The organism is Novosphingobium sp. BF6, from assembly GCF_058273105.1.
In genome coordinates this window covers 1,534,074-1,553,742 of the sequence record NZ_CM177776.1, presented here as the reverse complement: position 1 = coordinate 1,553,742, position 19,669 = coordinate 1,534,074, and the positions used below count along the sequence as shown (strand labels likewise).

The following is a 19,669-nucleotide window of genomic DNA, read 5'->3' as shown; positions in this document are numbered from 1 at the left end:
GATGAGCACCATGAAGGACAGGGTGCCGATCGGCCTGGGCCTGATGGGGAGGCGGTTGCCCGCACCTTTCGGGGTTTGGCTGATCGATGTCCCGGAAGCTCTGGACCCGCGCTTGCCCGCCTGCCTTTCCGACGGGGAGAATGCTCGGGCAGACCGTTTCCGTGATGAATTCTTCGCCCGCCGCTATCGCGCGGCTCATGGTGCCCTGCGCCTCCTGGCTGACAGCCTCTTCGGTATCCCGACAGGTCAACAGCATTACGAGGCGAACGCCTATGGCAAACCGGGCCTCCGGGATTTCCCGAGAATTCATTGCAGCCTGAGCTACGGCGGGCGCCGCGTTCTGGTCGGTTGGTCCCAGGATCGCGCGATCGGCGTCGATCTGGAACCCATGCGGACGCTTCCGGATGCCCAAGACTTGGCCGAACTCCATTTCACGCCGGCCGAGCGCACCCGTCTCTCTCAGGCGAAAGACCCGCACCGCGCCTTTCTGACCGCATGGGTGCGCAAGGAAGCTTGCGTCAAGGCGCTTGGAAGCGGCCTGACGATTGCACCTGCATCATTCGAATGCGACTTAGACCCGGGGTCGGTTCTGGTTGAAATCGAGGGCTCTTCTATCGAGAGCCATGTCTACGACCTGAAGGACGACGATCTGGTCGCCTGGGCCCGATGCATACCCCCGAACCGGTCTTATCGGATCCATCGACACGTAGCTGCGTGTCCTCTTCCCGCTCGGGTTCCTACTGCTGAAGTTGCAGCAGTCCCTCGCGGATGACATGGGCGATCATGTGCGCCCGGTTGCGCGTTCTGGTCTTCAGGCGGACGTTTTCGACATGCCTTTCGACCGTGCAGGGCGCGATGTTGAGTTCGATCGCCGTCTCCTTCGCCGAACGGCCCATCGCCACGAAGCGCAGGACGTCCAGTTCACGAGCGGTAAGTTGCACAGCTTCATTGTCAAATCTGTACATGAAATTCCCCCTAGATTTCGATGTTGCTTATTGCCCCCCTTACCTTCCGTTGAGACCATGTTGAGCCTCATAGACAAATGTTGCATCGGCGAAGATTCGAGTCACGCTATATTTTGGCCTCTCGAAGGAGCCGTATGGACTCTGGTGTCATTTCTCGGGGCCCGCATGGACCTGGCGACTATCCCTATTCGACCGCGTGTTATTTAGGATGAACCGTCCGAGGTATGTTCACGATTGCACACAGCATCGTCGGGCGAGTTGACCTCACCCATGCGCTCCTGCATCTCGAAGCGCTCAAGGGCGCAGGATCGTGGGGAGGAGGACTTCGCTCGACGGACGGGGACAGGCAAAGCGAGCCTGGCCCTGAACCGCGAGTTCGCGTGCCAGCACGGCGGCCTGGGTCCGATTGGTGACGGACAGCTTCTTGAGCAGAGATTTCACGGTGGCCTTGACTGCGGATTCGCTGATGCCGATGTCACGCGAAATCGTCTTGTTGGGGAGGCCGCGTTCCAGCCCGCCCAGAACTTCCCACTCTCTTTCGCCCAAGTCGTAAGCCAGTGTGGCGTGGCGCTGCGCGGGCATTTCGGTGAGCAGCAACAGGTTGTCCAGCAGGTCGATGATCTCCGGAGGCGCGACTTTCTGACCGACGGCGACCATCTGCATCATCGCTACAAGCGACTGATAGGGAATCTGATCGAGAAAATAGGCATAGGCCCCGGCGGCATAGATCGCCGCCATTTCGGTGAACTCGAACGTCGAAACCAGCGCGATCACCCTCGCGTCCGGAAAGCGATGGAGGATATCCCCGACCACGGCCGGGCCATCTCTTCCGAGCAGGGAGCCGTCGACGACGATGAGATGTTCACCGGTGTCTGCGGCGGGCGGAGAAGACAGGCTCTCAAGATCGTCAACGGGTTCATCCAGCGTGAACCCCGAATCCGAAAGGATACGCCTGACACCTTCGCGGATCAGCGAATTCCTGATGGCTACCGATACTACCGTAGTCATTGTCGTCCGCAGGCCTCTCTTCTTCATCGCATCTTCCGGAAAGCGCGATATCCGAGAAAGAATCCGTTCCGCCCAACAGAACTCGGAAAAATGATCGGGTTGAGGTTAATTCCAAGCCGAGCTTATTGTAAATTATCCAAATTTGACAGGTTCCGTCTTTTCGGGGGGGATTTTCCGCAATTCACAGTTGCAGGGCGAAACCCACAGGGTAAACCTTTCGCCATGCGGTGCCGATATTTCATTGCAACCTTCCTGACCGTACAGTTCGCGCTTTCGTCGGCTGCGGCGCAAAATACGGACCCGCCGCCCGTTGCCGCAGCTGCGGACAGTGTCGATCCTGCGTTCGTCGGCCATTATTACCTTTCCGGAATTATGGAGACCGGCTCCGAACTGCTGCTTCGCGATGATGGTTCGTTCGAGTGGTACATGTCCTATGGCGCGCTGGACCAGTTCGCGAACGGCACCTGGCGCCGCGTGAACGACCGGATCGTACTGGCGGCACGGCAGCCCGATCGGAACAAGCCGCTGTTCGCCTATCTCGATATGCAGCCCTGGTCGGCGGCAGAGGAGCAATCGCGCCTCGATGCCGAGCACGACGCAAACGAGGACGCGGTGCGATCTGCCTGTCCGTTTCTAACTGACAACGTGAGCGTGAGCGTGACCGCACCTGTCCCGACCATCGGCGATGGAACTGCGGACAGGAAGCCTGCCCCGGAGGAACTTCGCGGCAAAGCCGAAGCTGCGCTGTCCTCGGCACGGGAAGCCCGATCCCGTATGGAGGAGGCTGCCCGCAGGATCATGGCTGGAAACAGTACCGACGAAGCTGCCGTGCGTGAAGCGCACCGGGTCGCTGCGGCATGGTACGAGGCGAGCGATGCCGCCCGCAGCGCCGCCGCTGCTGCGGGTCTGACCCCGCCCGACCTTTCGGACCCCGTTCTCCCGCCAGCTTGCAGTATTCGCGAGCGGCAGGCTGTCAACCCCGATGCACCGGAAAGCTGGAAACCGGGATTGGCTGTCCAGGTGATCGACCCGAAGTCGGGCGACGGGGCGCGGGGGGTGAAGATCGGGCTGCGGTCCGGTGACGGCAAAGCGGTCGAAGCGATGACCTCCGGGGATGGACTCGCGCTCTTCGCCGATTTCGGCAATGATGCGCAGCTTACGGCAACGCTCGGCGCTCCTTACGCGCCTGGCCGAGAGGTGGAAATCGGCATTCCTCCTGTCAGATATGGAACTATCAGATTTTCCATAGACACCGAGCAACTCATGGCACCGCCTTTCGAACACCTCACCTTACGGATCGACGGGACCGCTCTGCTCCCCGAAGAATTCGGCCGTGGGCGCTATACCCGCTAATATCGATTGCCGGGAACATGTGTGCGCGACGGACGATATGGTCGTCAGTCGTCTATAAGGCGTGTCATGCAACTTCGACTTATTCTTCTGGCCGTCATGATAGCGGCTCCGACCACGGCCATGGCGCAGGATCGCGATTACTGCCCGGACCGGCCCGGTATCGGCACCCCCGCCTGCACGATGGAGCCGGGCCGCCTCTCGCTGGAAACCGGCCTCGGCGACTGGACCGTGAGCCGCGATTCCTCGCAACGCGAGGATACCATCGTGCTCGGCGATGTCCTGCTGCGCATGGGCGTGGCGGACCATGCCGAAGTCCAGGTCGGCTGGAAGAGCCTCGGCCTGGTACGGACGCGCGATCGCCAGAGCGGGCAGATCGACCATCGCAGCGGCACCGGCGACATGACGCTGGCCTTGCGGCGCAACCTCGCCAATCCCGACGGTTCGGGCTTTTCGGCGGCGGTAATGCCGTTCGTGTCGTTGCCCACAGGCGGTGCCGCGATCGGGGGAGGCGACTGGGGTGGCGGCGTCAGGATTCCGCTCTCCTACGAACTGTCACCGGTCGTCAGTCTGGAAGCGGTGCCGGAGTTCGATGCCGACGTCGACGAGGACCGGCACGGCCGCCATTTCAAGTTCAGCGATGTCGTCGGGGTATCGGTCAAGCTCGCCGAGGCCATTACCGCGACCGCCGAGTACCAGTTTAGCGCAGTTCGCGAAACGGGCGATCATCATCTGGAACACGTTTCCGGCCTGTCGCTTGCCTGGCAGACTTCAGACAATTTCCAGGTCGATCTCGGCGCCAATGCCGGGCTTGATCGGGACAGCGACGATCTCGAAGTCTATCTGGGAGTGTCCCGCAGGTTCTGACCTGTTTCGTGCTGCACTGCGAAACGGGCTCTTGCAGCGAACCCGGGGTTACGGCAAGATAACTGGCAAATCGGATTTCGGCCCGCAAAGGGGCGGATCGGGATCCAGCAGTCCGCATCGGTAATTCGTAAGGACTGGCGAGCAAGGCAACGACGCCATCGGTCGAACCTGAAAGGGTTCCGGCCGGTGGCGTTTTTTCGTTTGGGGAAGACGTGGCAAGCAGCAAGGTCAAGAGCGCATGTCCCTACTGCGGCGTCGGCTGCGGGATCGTCATGGACGTGGCGGATGGGCGCATCGTCAAGGTTACGGGCGACAAGGACCATCCGACCAACTTCGGCCGCCTTTGCACCAAGGGCAGTACCTGCCACGTCCCGGTCACCGCGCCGGGACGCGCGGAGACGGCCTATGCCCGCATCGAGGGAACCGGTGACCAGGGCGCAATCCCGATGGCCGAAGCGATCACGCGCACCGCACAGGGCCTGCGCCGGATCGTTGACCGCGACGGCCCGGATGCCGTCTCTTTCTACGTCTCGGGGCAGATGTCGCTGGAGGCGCAATATCTTGCCAACAAGCTCTGCAAGGGCTTCATCGGCACCAACAATATCGAGAGCAACTCGCGGCTTTGCATGGCGAGCGCGGCGAGCGGCTACAAGCTCTCGCTCGGCGCCGACGGGCCGCCGGGATCTTATCAGGATTTCGACAAGGCCGACCTGTTCTTCGTGAGCGGCGCCAACATGGCCGACTGTCATCCGATCCTGTTCCTGCGGATGATGGACCGGGTGAAGGCCGGCGCGAAGCTGATCGTCGTCGATCCCCGCCGCACCGGCACCGCAGACAAGGCGGACCTGTTTCTTCAGGTCCGCCCCGGCACCGACCTCGCCTTGCTCAACGGGCTGTTGCACTTGCTTGCGGAGCAGGGCCGGATCGATACCGCATTCATCGCCGCCCATACCGAAGGCTGGGAGGATATGCCCGCCTTCCTCGCCGACTACGCTCCTGCAAGAGTGGCCGAACTCACCGGCCTTGCCGAGGCGGACTTGCGCCAGGCCGCCGAATGGATCGGCGACGCGGGTGCCTGGATGACCTGCTGGACCATGGGGCTCAACCAGAGCACCCACGGCACGTGGAACACCAATGCGATCTGCAATCTCCACCTCGCCACCGGGGCGATCTGCCGTCCCGGCGCGGGGCCGTTCTCGCTGACGGGGCAGCCCAACGCCATGGGCGGGCGGGAGATGGGGTACATGGGGCCGGGCCTTCCCGGCCAGCGCGCGACAACCAGCGAGGCCGACCGGCATTTCGTGGAAGATCTGTGGCGCGTTCCTCGCGGAACCCTCAGGACGGAAGCGGGCGGGGGAACCGTCGCGATGTTCGAGGACATGGCCGCGGGGCGCATCAAGGCCTGCTGGATCATCTGCACCAATCCCGTTGCCAGCGTGGCCAACCGCAAGACGGTCGTGGCGGGGCTGGAAGCGGCCGAACTCGTGATCGCGCAGGATGTCTTCGTCGATACCGAAACCAATCGTCATGCCGACCTGATCCTGCCCGGTGCGCTCTGGGCGGAAGCGGAAGGGGTGATGATAAATTCCGAGCGCAACCTCACGCTGATGCAGAAGGCGGTCGATCCCCCCGGCGAGGCGATGGCGGATTGGGAGATCATCGCCCGCGTCGCCTGCGAGATGGGCTATGCCGATGCCTTCTCCTACACTTCGGCGGCGGAGGTCTTCGAGGAAATCCGCTGCTTCCGGAACCCGCGAACCGGCTACGACATTCGCGGCGCCAGCCATCAGCGGCTGCGCGAAACCTCGCTGCAATGGCCTTGCCCGCCGGATGCCGCAAGCGACCGCAATCCGATCCGCTACCGCAACGATGGGGTGAGCCAGTCCGAGTGGATCGAAGCGGATGGAAGCCGTCCGCCGATCGCTTTTCCGACCGGGACCGGCAAGGCCTGCTTCCTCCCGCGACCGCACATGGCCGCGGCGGAGATGCCCGATGCGGAATTCCCGCTGGTGCTCAACACGGGGCGGCTCCAGCACCAGTGGCACACGCTGACGAAGACCGGGAAAGTGCCCACGCTCAACAAGCTCAATCCCGGCCCCTTTCTGGAACTCCACCCCGAAGATGCCGCCGCGCTTGGGGTAGGTGAGGGAGACAGGGTCGAACTGCGCTCGCGGCGGGGGAGGGCGGTGCTTCCGGCTGTCGTGACCGATCGCGTCCGCGCCGGCAACTGCTTCGCGCCGTTTCACTGGAACGACGTCTTCGGCGAAGATCTTGCCGTCAATGCCGTGACGAGCGATGCGGTCGACCCGTTGTCACTGCAACCGGAATTCAAGTTCTCGGCCGTCGCGGTGACCCGGTTGTCGGGACCGGTCGAACAACTGCCCACGGCTTTGGCTGCGGACGATCGGATACCGGCCTCTTCTGCGCCTTCACCCGTGGGACGGCATCAGCCGTCATCTCCGCAATCCGCTATCGACGCATTCGCCGAGGTCATGAACTTGTCATTGCAGAAGGCACCGCAACTGCTGCCCGAGGAGGAAAGCTATCTGTCCGGCTTCATAACGGGTCTGCGAAATCGCGAGCAGCCGGTGCGCAACCCGACATTGCCGCAAAACGCTCCTTTTGAATATAATAAACGTCATTATATCAACGGATTGTTGAATGGTCTTTTCAACAATGTTGAGTCTTCGCAAGACCCTTTGCGTAGCGAAATCTTGCCTTCGGCTCCTGCCGTGACCTCCTGTGGCGAGATCATGGTGCTTTGGGCCTCCCAGACCGGAACGGCGGAAGACTTTGCGGCACAATGCGCAAAAAGGCTCGAGGGCCAGTCCTGCCGGGTCCGGCTTGCGTCCCTCGACAACGTGAAACCCTCGGAACTGGTTCAAGTCGGTCAGGCGCTGTTTATCGCCAGCACTTTCGGCGATGGTGATGCGCCGGACAACGGGGAAGCGTTCTGGTCCTCCCTTGCAGGCGAGGCGCCATCGGTGATGGCGGATTTGCGCTATTCGGTGCTTGCCTTCGGTGACTCCAGTTACGGTCAATTCTGCGGTTTCGGCCGTAACCTCGATAAAAGACTGGAAGAACTTGGAGCATTTCGCCTTGCTCCCCGTGTCGATTGCGAGCGTGATTACGAGGAAGCTGCCGGTCAGTGGCTGGATAATGTGCTTAGCGCCCTGTCCGTCACGCCGTCTGTCGAACCTGTTCGAGAGTTGGTAGCGACGCCGGCTGCGGCGCCCGAGAGGATCGCATACAGCCGCAAGACCCCGCTGCACGCGCGGATGGTCCGTAATATTCTGCTGAGCGGCCTCGGCGCGCAGAAGGAGGTCCGGCAGTTCGGCTTTGATCTGGCCGGACATGATTTTACGTACCGGGCCGGGGATGCGCTGGGGGTATGGCCGGTAAACTGTCCGGCACTGGCCAGCGAGATCGTGGATTTGCTGAAACTCGATCGGGAACGGCCGGTGGCCGTAAAGGGGGTCGGCGATGTGCCCCTCCACGATGCACTTCTGCGTTATTGGGATATCTCAAAAATTACTCGTAACATATTGGAGTTAATAGCAGATCGTTTGCCGGAAGCCGCTTTCGCACCGCTCCTCGATCCTGAGCGCAAGCCGGAATACGATCGCTTCCTGCGCGAACATCAGATCGCCGACATCCTGCACGAAACCGGGGTCCGGCTCGATTTCGCCGATCTTGAGCAGGTCATGCGACCGATCCAGCCACGCTTTTACTCGATCGCGTCCAGCCCTCGCGCCCAGGTGGACGAAGTGCAACTCACAGTCTCCGTCCTGCGCTACAGCAACAAGGGCCGTAGACGCAGCGGCGTCTGCTCGGCCTTCATGGCCGATCGCGCGGAAGCTATCGGTGCGGGAGTGTTCCTGCAACCGGCCGCACATTTCCGGCCGCCTGCGGATCCCACCCGCGCGGCGATCATGGTCGGGCCGGGAACCGGGATCGCGCCGTTCCGTGGATTCCTGCACGATCGTGAGGCAACAGGCGCCGCCGGAAGCAATTGGCTTTTCTTTGGAGAACAACACGAAGCGACGGACTTCTACTATCGAGACGAGATCGAGGCCTGGCGACGCTCCGGCCACCTCGACCGACTTAGCCTCGCCTTTTCGCGCGATCAGGCGGAAAAAGTCTACGTGCAGGACCGGATGATCGAGGAAGGGGCGCAGCTCTGGCGCTGGATCGACGGCGGCGCCCATTTCTATGTCTGTGGCGATGCGAGCCGAATGGCCAAGGATGTCGATCTTGCCTTGCGGCGGATCGTTTCGACACATGGCGGCATGAAGCCGGACATGGCCGACGATTACATTGCCCAGATGCGGGAAGACCGGCGCTACGTTCGTGACGTTTATTGAAATGATCGATGAAACCGAGATCGATCCGCGGGCGTTCCTCTGATATTCTGGTTGCGGAGGTCAGTGATGACGGAAAAGGAAACGCGGCCCGCATCTGACGTCGGCCTGCTGGGCGGCGAGGACAAGCGCCTGGCGCAGCCCGTGGATGTGCGAGCCCGGTCGTTTTTGGACTGGCTGCTTTTCCGCCGCGACACCGTGCGGTCGCGGAACCGGAGTGCGACTGGCGAGTTCGGTGGTTCTCTCGACTAGGAGTAGCACATGCCGTCAGCGACGTTTGAAACTTTGGAAGGCGACGAAATCGAGGTGGATTCCGCCGAAGTCGTAAGCATTGCCGAAGGTGGGGATGACGACACGACGCTCATAGAACTGGATGATGGGCAAGAAATCACGGTCATCGGCAGCCCGGTGGAGGTTGTGGCCGATCTGGGACTGGACCCGCTCGAATTCCTCGACCTCGACGATGAAAAGGCGCCCGAGGACGACGACGAGGATTACGAAAGCGAATGAAGGCGCGGGACCGGCACACGGTCCCTTCCGCAAACTCTGGAGACCTTATGCTGGAACATCTCCCCCGCTGGCTTGGATCGCTTATGACCAACGTGCGGGCCGGCCATGCCAAACTCGCCATCGTGCAGGATGACGTCATGCCCGGGTCGGGCTTCATCGATCTGTCGAGTCCGGCCTTTGCCAATGGCGGTCGTCTGCCGCAAAGATTCACCGCCGACGGAGAGGGCGTTTCGCCGCCTTTGGTCTGGGGCGGGGTTCCCGAGGGAACGGTAAGCCTGGTCCTGCTTGTGGAAGACCCGGATGCACCGGCGCCGCAACCGATGGTTCACGCCCTGATCTGGAACCTGCCGCCAGGTGTGCGAAGGCTTGCCGAAGGCGAAATCGTGGCCGACGGCTTCGGCACGGCGGATGGGCGCGATGTCGGGCGCAACAGCTTCTTCCTCGAAGGCTGGTTGCCGCCCGACCCGCCGCCGGGCCACGGCGTTCACGATTACGTATTCCAGCTCTTTGCGCTCTCCGAAGCCGTTGACGTGGACGACAATCCCGGCCGCTCGGAAGTCGTCAGCGCGATCACCGGAAGGGTCCTTGCGGCAGGGATGCTGGTCGGTACCTATTCGCGCGAAGAACCCCTGCGGGTCGAGGGCGTAACGGAAACGTCCGTGACGGCAGGCGGACCGGGGATGCAGACCGCCTGACACTCCGTTTCGTCCTTGCCCGGCGACGAAACGGCCCTGCTTGAAGTCACGACCCGATGGTCAGCAGGGCGGGCAGGCTAACGCGCGGGCCGTGCTGCTGACGTTCCCTTTTCTTTGCTCCACTGCGCGTAGGCATCCAGAGCTTCCTGCGGCTGCGTCACCCACCAGTTGTAGCCGTTGCGGCGGCCGACCGATATCTGGTTCACGTCATCGTGGATCGTGCGGTCCTTGTCCCCGAAGATCGGTTGGCCGGACACCACGTCGTCGTAGGGCGCGCCGGGTCTGCGCGGTCCTGGTTCTTGCTCCATCCACCTGCAGGGGTCTGGAAGCTGACCATCGTATCGGCGATGTGCACTGCCAAGGGAAGACTACCGCATCCAACGGTCTTCATACAGCGCAGATTTCAAGCTTATACTATCAATTTTCGAGTTGCTCGAAGTTCGATCCGGGATGGGCATTCGGCAGAAGACGTATCCAGCATGACCACCCCCTGTCGCCATCCATGATTTTACATAATACATATTATCAATTATGTCATGGACTTCAAACGGAAAGGAAGGCAGCACACGGTCATCGTAGAGATGATACTCTGCCCTACCGGGTCGAAAGCGGCGCCTTCAAAGACATTGCGCCTCAACAAGGGGAGCCGATGCACAATCCTGCACCGAAGCTCCCCCTCAAGATCAGTTCGCCGGAAGCGCTCCTGCGGTTGAAGCTGTCTGCTCGTCTGCTAGCCCACCTCCCAGCGAGCGGTACAGTTCCACGAGATTGCTGGCCTGAACCAGACGCGTGGTTACGAATTGCTGCTCGGCGGCATAGGCCGTGCGCTGCGCATCAAGCGAAGTCAGGAACGAATCCACCCCTGCCTTGAACCGGGCATCGGACAACCGTGCTGCAACCCTCGCGGACTCTGCGCGATTGGACTGGGCGGCAATGCGTTCCCCGATCTTGCCGCGCTGCGCCAGAGCGTCGGCGACTTCGCGGAACGCGGTCTGGATCGCTTTTTCATAAGTCGCCACGGCGGCTTGCTGCGAGGCTTTTGCATAAGCCAGATTGCCCGAACGCTGCCCGCCGTCGAACAGCGGCAGCGAGAGACCCGGCGATGCCGAATAAGTATAGGAACCGGACTTGAAGAGTCCGGACAGGGCCGTGCTCAGTGTCCCTACCGTGCCCGTCAGCGAAATCGTCGGGAAGAAAGCGGCGCGCGCCGCGCCGATATTGGCATTCTCGGCGATGAGCAGGTGCTCGGCGCGCAGCACATCCGGACGACGCAGCAGCACGTCGGAAGAGACGTCCGACGGCAAGGCATCGCGAGTCATGGCTTCGGCCGTCAGGCCGCCAGGCAACTGGTCCTGGGGCACCGTCGTGCCGACGAGCAGGTTCAGCGCGTTCTGGTCGAGCGCGACGCTGGCCTCCAGCGTGGCGATATCGTTCACCGCGTTCTGGTAATTGGTATCGGCCTGCCGCACTTCCAGTTCGGAGCCCACGCCGATACGGAACTGCTCCTTGGTCAGGCGCAGCGTGTCTTCGAAGGTCTTGAGCGTTTCACGCGAGAGGCGCAATTGCTCGTTGTCCGAAGCCAGGGTCAGCCATGCCGTGGCAATTTCCGCGATCAGGCTGATGCGCGCCGAGCGCTGCGCTTCCTCGCTGGCGAAGACCTGCTCCTGGGCAGCCCGCGTCAGGTTGCGGATGCGGCCAAACAGGTCGAGTTCGAATGCGGAGATTCCCGCGGTCGCCTGATAGATCTCGATATCCGAGGAGGTGCTTCCAGCCCCGGCACCAGCCCCTGCCCCGCCCGCAGCACCCATGATGTTGTTGGTGTAGGTCGCGGTTCCGCCGGCGTTCACCGTCGGGAACAACTGCGAACGCTGCACTTTCAACTGCGAGCGCGCCTGCAGCACGTTGGCCGCCGCGACCCGAAGGTCGCGGTTGTTGGCAAGACCGGTCTCGATCACCTGGCGCAGGCGCGGATCGAGGAAGAAATCGCGCCAACCGATACGACTGACATCCACGGCATCGGTTGCGGCCGCCGGATAGACCCCGCCTTGCGGCAGGGTCACGGGGACGGCCCCCACGGGCCGCTCATAGCGCGGCGCGAAGTTGCACCCCGCCAGCATCGTCGTGCCGGCAATCAGGGCTATAAGGGATTTTTTCATGTTCAGATTCCCTGCGGCTCGTTGCCGTCGGAGGAGCGAGGACCGGCTTCGGTTTCGACAGGCGCTTCCTGCTGCTCATCCCGGTCGGTCTGGCCGTGCTTGAACAAACGGCTGACAACCACGAAGAACATCGGGACCAGGAAGATCGCAAGGATCGTGGCCGACAGCATACCGCCCACGACCGCGCGGCCGATGGCATTCTGCCCCCCTGCCCCTGCGCCGGTCGAGACCGCCAGCGGCAGCACGCCGAACACGAAGGCCAGCGAGGTCATGAGGATCGGGCGAAGGCGCAGCCTTGCCGCCTCGATGGCCGCGCTGAAGGCATTCATGCCGGACTGGACGCGTTCCTCGGCGAATTCGACGATCAGGATCGCATTCTTGGCCGAGACGCCGATCGTCGTGATCAGACCCACCTGGAGGTAGATGTCGTTGTTGAGACCGGTGAGCTTGGCGGCGAGCACGGCACCGATGACGCCGAGCGGAACGACCAGGATGACCGCGATCGGCACCGACCAGCTTTCGTAAAGCGCTGCGAGGCACAGGAACACCACGAAGAGCGAGAGGGCGTAGAGCGCGGGTGCCTGACCGCCGGAGAGACGCTCTTCATAGGACAGACCCGTCCATTCCAGCGCAGTGCCGGGCGGCAGCTTCTGCTGCATCTCGGCAATGGCTTCCATCGCTGCGCCGGTGCTGACACCCGCGCCCGGAGCACCCTGTAGCTGCACCGCGGGGCGGCCGTTGTAACGAGTGAGGATGACCGGTGCCAGCTTCCACGAAAGGGTCGAGAAGGCACTGAAAGGCGCCATCTGCCCGCCGCTTCCACGGACGTAGAAGTTGCCGATCGCCTCCGGCGAGGAACGATAGGCTTCGTCCGCCTGGATATAGACGCGCTTGGTGCGTCCGCGATCGAGGAAGTCGTTCACATAGGCACTGCCCCACGCGGTCGAGACTTCGCTGTTGACCGCGCTCAGGTCGAGACCCAGCGCCCCGGCCTTGTCCTGATCGACCTGGACATCGAGCTGCGGTGCATCGTCGAGGCTGACGGGACGAACCTGAGCCACGCGCTTGTCCTGAGCGGCTAGGCCCAGAAGCTGGTTGCGGGCGGCGATGAGCTTGTCGTGACCTATATTGTTCTGATCGACGAGCCAGAGATCGAAGCCTGTCGCATTACCCAGTTCCTGCACCGCCGGCGGAACCAGCGCGAAGATCGTCGAGTCACGATATTGCGAGAACTTGGCCATGGCTCGGCCGACCAGAGCAGGCGCCCGGTTTTCCGCACCGCTGCGGTCCTTCCAGTCCTTGAGCTTGACGAAGGCCATGCCAGCATTCTGGCCCTGGCCGTTGAACGAAAAGCCGCTGATGGTGAAGACGGAGGCGACGTTCGCTTTCTCGTCCTTCAGGAAGTGGTCGCGAACCACGTCCAGACCGCGCTGCGTGCGAGGCAGCGTGGCACCCGGAGGAGCCTGGACCAGCGCGATCATCGTGCCCTGGTCCTCGTCGGGAAGGAACCCGCTGGGCAGGCGCGTAAAGATCAGCGCCATGGCACCTACGATCAGCAGGTAGACGATGCCCGAACGTTTCCAGTTGCGAGCCGAATTGCGGACGCCTTTCTCGTACTTTGCGGTGCCGAGGTCGAACTTCTCGTTGAACCATCGGAAGAAGCGGGCCAGCAGCCCGTTGCCTTCGTTCTTGCTCGGATCGTGCGGCTTGAGGATCGTGGCGCAGAGCGCGGGGGTCAGGATCAGCGCGACCATGACCGAGAGCGCCATCGACGAGACGATCGTGATCGAGAACTGGCGATAGATGACGCCGGTGGAACCACCGAAGAACGCCATCGGCAGGAACACCGCCGATAGCACCATGCCGATGCCGATCAGCGCGCCGCTGATCTCGTCCATCGACTTTCGCGCCGCTTCCTTCGGTTTCAGGTGCTCGGTCTGGATCAGGCGTTCGACGTTCTCGACGACGACGATGGCGTCATCGACCAGCAGGCCGATCGCCAGCACCATGCCGAACAGGGTGAGCGTGTTGATGGAGTAGCCGAACGCCTGCATGACTCCGAAAGTGCCAAGCAGCACGACCGGAACCGCGATCGTCGGAATGATCGTCGCGCGCCAGTTCTGGAGGAACAGGAACATGACGAGGAAGACGAGCACGATCGCTTCGAACAGAGTGTGGACCACCTGCTCGACCGAAAGACGGACGAAGGGCGTGGAGTCGTAAGGATAGGCGACTTTCACGTCCTGCGGGAAGTTCTTGGCGATGCGCTCGACTTCGGCCTTTACGAGGTCGACGGTATCGAGCGCGTTGGCGCCGGACGCGAGCTTGACGCCAAAGCCGGATGCCGGCTTGCCGTTGTACTGCGTATCGAAGCCGTAGATTTCGGCACCAAGTTCGACGCGCGCAACGTCGCGCAGACGCACGACCGAGCCGTCCTGCCCCTGACGCAGACGGATATTGCCGAACTGCTCCGGACTCTGGAGGCGCGACTGGACCGAAACGGTCGCGTTAAGTTCCTGCTCCTTGGAGGCAGGAAGCTGGCCGATCTGGCCGGCCGAAACTTGCGCGTTCTGTGCCTGCACCGCAGCAGTCACGTCGGCGATCGTCAGGTTGTAGCTGCGCAGCTTCAGCGGATCGACCCAGATACGCATGGCATATTGGGTACCGAAGATCTGAAGTTCGCCCACGCCGTTGATGCGGCTGACCGGGTCCTGTACCTGGCTGACGATATAGTCGGACAGGTCGTTGGCGCTATGGCTGCCGTCCTCGGAATAGATCGCCGCGACCAGCAGGAAGCTCGCCGCCGACTTGGCGACGGTGACGCCCTGGCGCTGGACTTCCTGCGGCAGCAGCGCGGTGGCTGCCTGCAGCTTGTTCTGAACCTGGACCTGGGCGATGTCGGGATCGGTGCCCTGCTCGAAGGTCAGGGTGATGCTGACGTTACCGGCGGAAGACGATTGCGCCGAGAAGTAGCGCAAGTGGTCGATGCCCTTGAGCTGCTGCTCGATGATCTGCGTGGTCGTGCGTTCCAGTGTTTCCGCGTCGGCACCGGGATAGGTGGCGCTGATCGTCACGGTGGGCGGCGCGATCTCGGGGAACTGGGAGACCGGCAGGCTGCGGATCGCCAGCGCGCCGAACATCATCAGCACGATGGCGATGACCCATGCGAAGATGGGCCTGTCGATGAAATAGCGTGCCATGATCGATTACCGACCCTGTCCGGCGCTCTGGCCCTGCTGGGCAGGCGCGCCCGCAGCGGGCTTTGCGGCTTGCGCCGCGACCGGCTTCACCGGCATTCCGGGGCGAAGCATCTGCGCGCCGTCGACGACGATCTTGTCACCCGGCTTCAGGCCGGACGTGACCAGCCAGTTTGTGCCGACCGTGCGCGGCGCCGTGAGCTTGCGCGCTTCGAGCTTGCTGCCGGTGCCGACCACGAGCGTCGTCGGATTGCCCTTTTCGTCGCGGCTGACGGCCGATTGCGGGACCAGAATACCGTTGCTCCGGGTGCCTTCAACAAGGTCCGCACGGACGTACATACCCGGCAGCAGAAGGCCGCGCGGATTGCCGAACTGCACGCGGACGATCTGGCTTCCGGTCGAGGGATCGACAGTGACGTCGGTGAACTTGAGCGTGCCTTCCTCGCCATAAGTGCTGCCGTCTTCCAGCTTCAGGCGTACGCGCGTCCCGCCGCTTTGCGAGAGATTGCCCGAAAGCAGCTCCTGACGCATGCGCAGCACGTCCGCGCTGGACTGCTGGATGTCGACGAAGATCGGATCGAGACGCTGGATCACGGTCAGCGGATCGGTCTGGGAAGCCGAAACCAGCGCGCCGACCGTATAAGTCGAACGGCCGATGCGGCCCGAAATCGGCGCGCGGATGGTGGTGCGGCCGAGGTCGATCTGCGCGCTGCGCAGCGCGGCTTCCTGAGCGGCGACATCCGCCTTGGCCTGTGCGGCGCTGGCGACGGCGTTTTCCGCTTCCTGACGCGAGATCGCATTGATCTTCACCAGTTCACCGTAGCGGCGAGCCAGTGCGGCAGTGTTCGCGATATTGGCGCGTGCACGGACGAGCGCGGCACGCGCGCTGGCCACCTGGGCCTCGTAAGGTGACGCATCGATGCGATAAAGCGGTTGCCCCGCCCGCACCATGTCGCCTTCCTGGAACAGGCGCTGAAGGATCAGCCCGTTTACCTGAGGGCGGACATCGGCGGTTTCAAAAGCGGTGGTCCGCCCCGGAAGTTCCGAACTGAGCGTTACGGCCCCCTCCTTCACGGTCACGACACCGACCTCGGGGGGACCGGCAGGAGCCTGCTGCTCACCTCCGCCGCCGCAGGCGGACAGGAGCAAGGCAAAAGCCGGTGTGATCTTTTTCATGGAACACGCTCGCAAAGAGAGTTAAAACGTGAGTGAATGTTCACTCATTGATTCGCGCGATGTTTATTGCGTCGCAGCAACGATTGCAAGGCAAGGAGGATGCAGTGCAGGACGAAACGATTATGGACCGCTCGCGCGCTGCACGGTCCGTGGCACGGCGGCAGCATCTGCTGGACACGGCCCGGAAGCTTTTCGTGGAACAGGGCTTTCATCGCACGGGAATGGCACAGATCGCACTCGCCTCCGGGATCAAGGTCGGGCAAATCTACCGGGATTTTGCGAACAAGGAAGCCATCATTGCAGCCATCTGCGAAGCCAATCTCAATGCCTGGCTGGATGAGGAACAGCTGAACAAGGCCGTGGCTGCCAAGGACATCGTTGCCATTCGCACATGGATCGAACGTATCTGCTCGGAAGAACCCACTGCCGAGGACAGGCGCCTGATGGCGGAACTGCTAGCCGAAGTGGGGCGCAATCCGATCATCGCCGAGATCAACCGTAGGGCCGACGAGAGGGTGCGCTCCCGCCTGGATTCGGCGCTGGAATCCCTGTCTCCCGATGCGACGATGGACCGGCGCTCCATCGTCGTCGACCTGATCTTCATGCTGTCATGGGGCATGATGGTCATGATGGAACTCTCTCCGGAGAAGGCGCACGGGCCGATCAGGGACCATATGATCCTGATCCTCCGCAAAGAGATGGCTGAGTTAACCCCTTGATCTAAACTGGCTTGCCATTTCAGTCAGGGAAATAATGCATTTATTTCCCGAACAACGTGCAATTCTGCACGATTGTTGCTTTGCGGTGCGGTCAAAGGCTGGACATAAGTGCCGTTTCGTATCATTCTGAATCCAACGCGACACCCGATAACGTCGCGCCGGAGGATGCCTGTTATGATCGAGAAGAATGAAGTGGACTCGGGCGAGAAGGCCATGATCCTTCTCCAGAGCCTGATCTGCTATTTGCGAGAGAAGAACGTACTGACCCGCGCCGATATAGAGGAGCTGCGGGAAAAGGTGGAAGCCCGTATCGCCGACGCCGAAACCCACCTGCCCTGCGCCAGTGCGCTGGCCTCTGCGGCGGCGACGGAAATGCGCGAGCTTGAACAGTTCTGCGGCAAGAAGTACGGCGGCAAACACCGGCATCGCGTGAACTGAGCCATACGGTTCTCGAACCGATAGGAATGCCGGCATGATAGACCGCGTCCATCTGGCGCGGTCTTTTTTTACACGGGAGACTTCGCGCGCATTGTCAGAATTGTGCTTTATTACTTTGAATTAATTGCTGTAAACCGTCCGCTGGATTGTTCGGAAGCCGCCGGTTTACCAATGGGCGCCGGTAGGAAGGGTCGGCGGGATCGCGACTCGAAACGCCGTTCAAGGCAACATCCGGTATATCCTCAAAAGGCACCGCCATCCGTAGTGGAGTATGCGCCCACTCGATGAGGTTCGTGCGTAACGCGATCCGCCATTCTCCGGCCCGCCGCTCGAAGCGGTCGAGATAGCGTCCACCCGCGATCCACAGGCTCTCGTCGAGGTTCCGCCCCACGAACTGGTAGTATGTCTCGGCATGGGCAGTGTCGCCGTCGAGGTCGATCGTGCTTTGAAGCAGCGTATGGTGCGTGAGTATCTGTCCGGATCGGTGCACCGGCACGGCCCAGTTCCAGCAATCCGCGGCAGTCCCCACGAACGGCCCCGCAGCGACTTCGGCGTCCTCGTGGAAGGCCGAAAGGTAGATCGCGCGGTCGAAGCGGTCCATTCCGCGCGAAAACCGGGCGAGGCATTCGCTAATATCCTGCTTGTCCAGCAGGGCGTCCAGGCGGGCATCGCGTTCACTTGCCACGATAGTCTACCTCCGAAATCGGTTGCCAGATCGGCGACCCCCGGCGTGCCCGCGCCGAGGCGATCACGGCGCCGTCCACATCGGTGATGCCGTATTCCTGCGCCAGTTCGGCAGTGACGAACTCGCCGCCGGAGCGCTTCATGATCTCAGGATCGGCCGCGAGCGCGGCGATCACCCGTCCCGGATGCTCGACCGAGCTGCCCTGCATCGCGGTGATCGATCTGGTCATGCGATCGCCCATCCGCGCCAGATTGTCCCGCGCCTTTTCCGTGAGCGTCAGCCCCTGCCAGAGGGTCAGCGAGGCCACATTGTGCGGTTCCAGTTCGATCGCCATGTCGCGCGCCATGCGGTCGGCGGCGGACTTGGAAGTACCGAACACTACGCCGTAAGTGTAAGTCACGGCGGCAAAACCGGAAATCGCGACGATCAGGCCGGATCCCTGGGGAACCATGATCCGCGCGGCATGCCAGGCGGCCACGTAATTCGACCGGACTCCGACATCCCACATCTCGAGGTTCGACAAAGGCTTTTCCCAGAACCCCTTCGGCTCCAGCAAGTCCTCGGAGATCGTGAAGGCATTGTTGACCAGGATATCGAGGCGGCCTTGCTCGCGTTCGATCCGGTCGAACAATGCGGCCACCGCCGTATCGTCCCCATGGTCGCAGGCTACGGCCACGCCCCTGCCACCACTTGCCCGCCCACGTTCGTCGCATGCGGCGGCAGTGCCCCCGATCGTTCCGGGCAGGTAGTAATCGCCCTCGCGCACGGTCCGTCCGGTGACGTAGACCGTCGCCCCCTGCTCCGCGAGCACAAGTGCGATGCCCTTGCCGATGCCGCGACTGGCGCCGGTGACAAGTGCGACTTTCCCCGTGAGCGGCGCGTTCATGCGGCTTCTCCCGCAAACCAGGCCTCGCTGAAATCGCCCTTGGCACGGCCCGGAAAATGATCACCACCGAACGGATAACCCATCACCCCTTGCGACCAGTCCGCAGCCGATCCCCATTCGTGCTCCCAGTCGTAGAGCAACACGCGCTCCCCAATGCGCCATAGGCCATCGCGTTTCTCGAAACGGTCGAGATAGCGCCCGCCGATGCAGGTATCGCGGTCTCCAGTCTGGCCGCCGGAGTCCGCCTTGATGCGGTGGTACGAGAACACGTGCGTCTCCGCCCTCGCCCGATCTCCTTCGAGAACGATCACCGACTGGCCGATCAGGTGCTGGGTATTCCGGACGGCATCGGCGCCGGGCACCACCCAGGCAAGGTAGCTTGTGAAGTCGCCGCTATGGACGCCGTAATCGAAGCGTGCTTCCGGCCACCAGCAGCTTCGGATCAGGTCGGCGCTCCGCCGGTCCTCACCGCGTGCGAGCCGGGCGACGCAGTCGCGTATCGCCTCGCGATCGAGCATGTCCCGAACCGCACGAGACTCGATGTCAGCGCTCATTATCCTCTCCGTCCGAACTATGGACCGGAGGCTATCCCGAAACGGCGCCGCAAAGTTGCGATGGATCGCGCCGCTGACCGCTTATCGCCGGGGCGAAGCGAA

At 62.4% G+C, this 19,669-nt stretch carries 18 protein-coding genes; 9 read left to right on the top strand and 9 right to left on the bottom strand.

What is annotated here, in order from left to right:
- The first annotated feature begins 1 nt into the window (after window position 1).
- Entirely contained in the window at window positions 2-772 is a 771-nt protein-coding gene (locus AC4D6D_RS22025) for a 4'-phosphopantetheinyl transferase family protein (RefSeq protein WP_491327651.1), read from the top strand.
- Here the strand turns inward: AC4D6D_RS22025 and AC4D6D_RS22020 are convergent.
- Both AC4D6D_RS22020 and AC4D6D_RS22015 read right to left on the bottom strand, forming a co-directional pair.
- Window positions 738-941 carry a response regulator transcription factor gene (locus AC4D6D_RS22020; protein WP_491327650.1) on the bottom strand — a complete coding sequence of 68 codons (204 nt, stop codon included), beginning with the start codon at window positions 939-941 and terminating at the stop codon, window positions 738-740. The two genes, AC4D6D_RS22025 and AC4D6D_RS22020, sit on opposite strands and share 35 nt — an antisense overlap.
- 318 nt (window positions 942-1,259) lie before the next feature.
- Window positions 1,260-2,000: a response regulator transcription factor gene (locus tag AC4D6D_RS22015; protein ID WP_491327649.1), complete on the bottom strand. Its 741-nt coding sequence runs from the start codon at window positions 1,998-2,000 to the stop codon at window positions 1,260-1,262.
- 63 nt (window positions 2,001-2,063) lie between these two features.
- Between AC4D6D_RS22015 and AC4D6D_RS22010 the strand changes: the two genes are divergently transcribed.
- From AC4D6D_RS22010 to AC4D6D_RS21985, 6 genes are all read left to right on the top strand, one after another.
- A complete protein-coding gene (locus AC4D6D_RS22010) occupies window positions 2,064-3,326 on the top strand; it encodes a hypothetical protein (RefSeq protein ID WP_491327648.1) in 1,263 nt (420 codons plus the stop codon).
- Window positions 3,327-3,392: 66 nt separating this feature from the next.
- Window positions 3,393-4,190, top strand: coding sequence for a transporter (locus AC4D6D_RS22005; protein WP_491327647.1), 798 nt, complete (start codon window positions 3,393-3,395; stop codon window positions 4,188-4,190).
- Between the two features lie 212 nt (window positions 4,191-4,402).
- Window positions 4,403-8,554: a bifunctional nitrate reductase/sulfite reductase flavoprotein subunit alpha gene (locus AC4D6D_RS22000; protein WP_491327646.1), complete on the top strand. Its 4,152-nt coding sequence runs from the start codon at window positions 4,403-4,405 to the stop codon at window positions 8,552-8,554.
- A 66-nt stretch (window positions 8,555-8,620) separates the two neighbouring features.
- Window positions 8,621-8,803 (top strand): hypothetical protein, encoded by a 183-nt coding sequence (locus tag AC4D6D_RS21995; RefSeq protein WP_491327645.1) that lies wholly within the window; start codon window positions 8,621-8,623, stop codon window positions 8,801-8,803.
- Window positions 8,804-8,812: 9 nt separating this feature from the next.
- Window positions 8,813-9,061 carry a hypothetical protein gene (locus tag AC4D6D_RS21990; protein ID WP_491327644.1) on the top strand — a complete coding sequence of 83 codons (249 nt, stop codon included), beginning with the start codon at window positions 8,813-8,815 and terminating at the stop codon, window positions 9,059-9,061.
- A gap of 47 nt (window positions 9,062-9,108) precedes the next feature.
- Window positions 9,109-9,756, top strand: coding sequence for a YbhB/YbcL family Raf kinase inhibitor-like protein (locus AC4D6D_RS21985; RefSeq protein WP_491327643.1), 648 nt, complete (start codon window positions 9,109-9,111; stop codon window positions 9,754-9,756).
- Window positions 9,757-9,833: 77 nt separating this feature from the next.
- Here AC4D6D_RS21985 and AC4D6D_RS21980 read toward each other — a convergent pair whose 3' ends face one another.
- The 4 genes from AC4D6D_RS21980 to AC4D6D_RS21965 all read right to left on the bottom strand — a co-directional run bounded on the left by AC4D6D_RS21980 (window position 9,834) and on the right by AC4D6D_RS21965 (window position 16,285).
- The gene (locus AC4D6D_RS21980; protein WP_491327642.1) at window positions 9,834-10,064 is read right to left on the bottom strand and encodes a pectate lyase; all 231 of its coding nucleotides are present in this window, start codon (window positions 10,062-10,064) and stop codon (window positions 9,834-9,836) included.
- Between the two features lie 375 nt (window positions 10,065-10,439).
- The gene (locus AC4D6D_RS21975) at window positions 10,440-11,912 is read right to left on the bottom strand and encodes an efflux transporter outer membrane subunit (RefSeq protein WP_491327641.1); all 1,473 of its coding nucleotides are present in this window, start codon (window positions 11,910-11,912) and stop codon (window positions 10,440-10,442) included.
- Between the two features lie 2 nt (window positions 11,913-11,914).
- Entirely contained in the window at window positions 11,915-15,112 is a 3,198-nt protein-coding gene (locus AC4D6D_RS21970) for an efflux RND transporter permease subunit (RefSeq protein ID WP_491327640.1), read from the bottom strand.
- Window positions 15,113-15,118: 6 nt separating this feature from the next.
- A complete protein-coding gene (locus AC4D6D_RS21965; RefSeq protein ID WP_491327639.1) occupies window positions 15,119-16,285 on the bottom strand; it encodes an efflux RND transporter periplasmic adaptor subunit in 1,167 nt (388 codons plus the stop codon).
- A gap of 32 nt (window positions 16,286-16,317) precedes the next feature.
- Between AC4D6D_RS21965 and AC4D6D_RS21960 the strand changes: the two genes are divergently transcribed.
- Entirely contained in the window at window positions 16,318-17,004 is a 687-nt protein-coding gene (locus AC4D6D_RS21960) for a TetR/AcrR family transcriptional regulator (RefSeq protein ID WP_491327638.1), read from the top strand.
- Window positions 17,005-17,178: 174 nt separating this feature from the next.
- Entirely contained in the window at window positions 17,179-17,442 is a 264-nt protein-coding gene (locus tag AC4D6D_RS21955) for a hypothetical protein (RefSeq protein WP_147217177.1), read from the top strand.
- Window positions 17,443-17,536: 94 nt separating this feature from the next.
- Here the strand turns inward: AC4D6D_RS21955 and AC4D6D_RS21950 are convergent, their stop codons facing one another.
- From AC4D6D_RS21950 to AC4D6D_RS21940, 3 genes are read right to left on the bottom strand one after another with little or no spacing between them, the layout of a single operon-like run.
- Window positions 17,537-18,127, bottom strand: a complete 591-nt coding sequence (locus AC4D6D_RS21950; RefSeq protein WP_491327637.1) for a nuclear transport factor 2 family protein — start codon at window positions 18,125-18,127, stop codon at window positions 17,537-17,539.
- A complete protein-coding gene (locus AC4D6D_RS21945; RefSeq protein WP_491327636.1) occupies window positions 18,117-19,013 on the bottom strand; it encodes an SDR family NAD(P)-dependent oxidoreductase in 897 nt (298 codons plus the stop codon). Before AC4D6D_RS21945 ends, AC4D6D_RS21950 begins: the two co-directional genes overlap by 11 nt.
- Window positions 19,010-19,567: a nuclear transport factor 2 family protein gene (locus AC4D6D_RS21940; RefSeq protein ID WP_491327635.1), complete on the bottom strand. Its 558-nt coding sequence runs from the start codon at window positions 19,565-19,567 to the stop codon at window positions 19,010-19,012. Before AC4D6D_RS21940 ends, AC4D6D_RS21945 begins: the two co-directional genes overlap by 4 nt.
- Window positions 19,568-19,669: the final 102 nt, after the last annotated feature.

What these genes read in the sequence shown, in the direction of transcription:
- AC4D6D_RS22025 (WP_491327651.1), top strand. Translation starts at nt 2, where the DNA reads ATGAGCACCATGAAGGACAGGGTGCCGATCGGCCTGGGCCTGATGGGG.
- AC4D6D_RS22015 (WP_491327649.1), bottom strand. Translation starts at nt 2,000, where the DNA reads ATGAAGAAGAGAGGCCTGCGGACGACAATGACTACGGTAGTATCGGTA.
- AC4D6D_RS22010 (WP_491327648.1), top strand. Translation starts at nt 2,064, where the DNA reads ATGATCGGGTTGAGGTTAATTCCAAGCCGAGCTTATTGTAAATTATCC.
- AC4D6D_RS22005 (WP_491327647.1), top strand. Translation starts at nt 3,393, where the DNA reads ATGCAACTTCGACTTATTCTTCTGGCCGTCATGATAGCGGCTCCGACC.
- AC4D6D_RS21995 (WP_491327645.1), top strand. Translation starts at nt 8,621, where the DNA reads ATGACGGAAAAGGAAACGCGGCCCGCATCTGACGTCGGCCTGCTGGGC.
- AC4D6D_RS21990 (WP_491327644.1), top strand. Translation starts at nt 8,813, where the DNA reads ATGCCGTCAGCGACGTTTGAAACTTTGGAAGGCGACGAAATCGAGGTG.
- AC4D6D_RS21985 (WP_491327643.1), top strand. Translation starts at nt 9,109, where the DNA reads ATGCTGGAACATCTCCCCCGCTGGCTTGGATCGCTTATGACCAACGTG.
- AC4D6D_RS21980 (WP_491327642.1), bottom strand. Translation starts at nt 10,064, where the DNA reads ATGGAGCAAGAACCAGGACCGCGCAGACCCGGCGCGCCCTACGACGAC.
- AC4D6D_RS21975 (WP_491327641.1), bottom strand. Translation starts at nt 11,912, where the DNA reads ATGAAAAAATCCCTTATAGCCCTGATTGCCGGCACGACGATGCTGGCG.
- AC4D6D_RS21970 (WP_491327640.1), bottom strand. Translation starts at nt 15,112, where the DNA reads ATGGCACGCTATTTCATCGACAGGCCCATCTTCGCATGGGTCATCGCC.
- AC4D6D_RS21965 (WP_491327639.1), bottom strand. Translation starts at nt 16,285, where the DNA reads ATGAAAAAGATCACACCGGCTTTTGCCTTGCTCCTGTCCGCCTGCGGC.
- AC4D6D_RS21955 (WP_147217177.1), top strand. Translation starts at nt 17,179, where the DNA reads ATGATCGAGAAGAATGAAGTGGACTCGGGCGAGAAGGCCATGATCCTT.
- AC4D6D_RS21945 (WP_491327636.1), bottom strand. Translation starts at nt 19,013, where the DNA reads ATGAACGCGCCGCTCACGGGGAAAGTCGCACTTGTCACCGGCGCCAGT.
- AC4D6D_RS21940 (WP_491327635.1), bottom strand. Translation starts at nt 19,567, where the DNA reads ATGAGCGCTGACATCGAGTCTCGTGCGGTTCGGGACATGCTCGATCGC.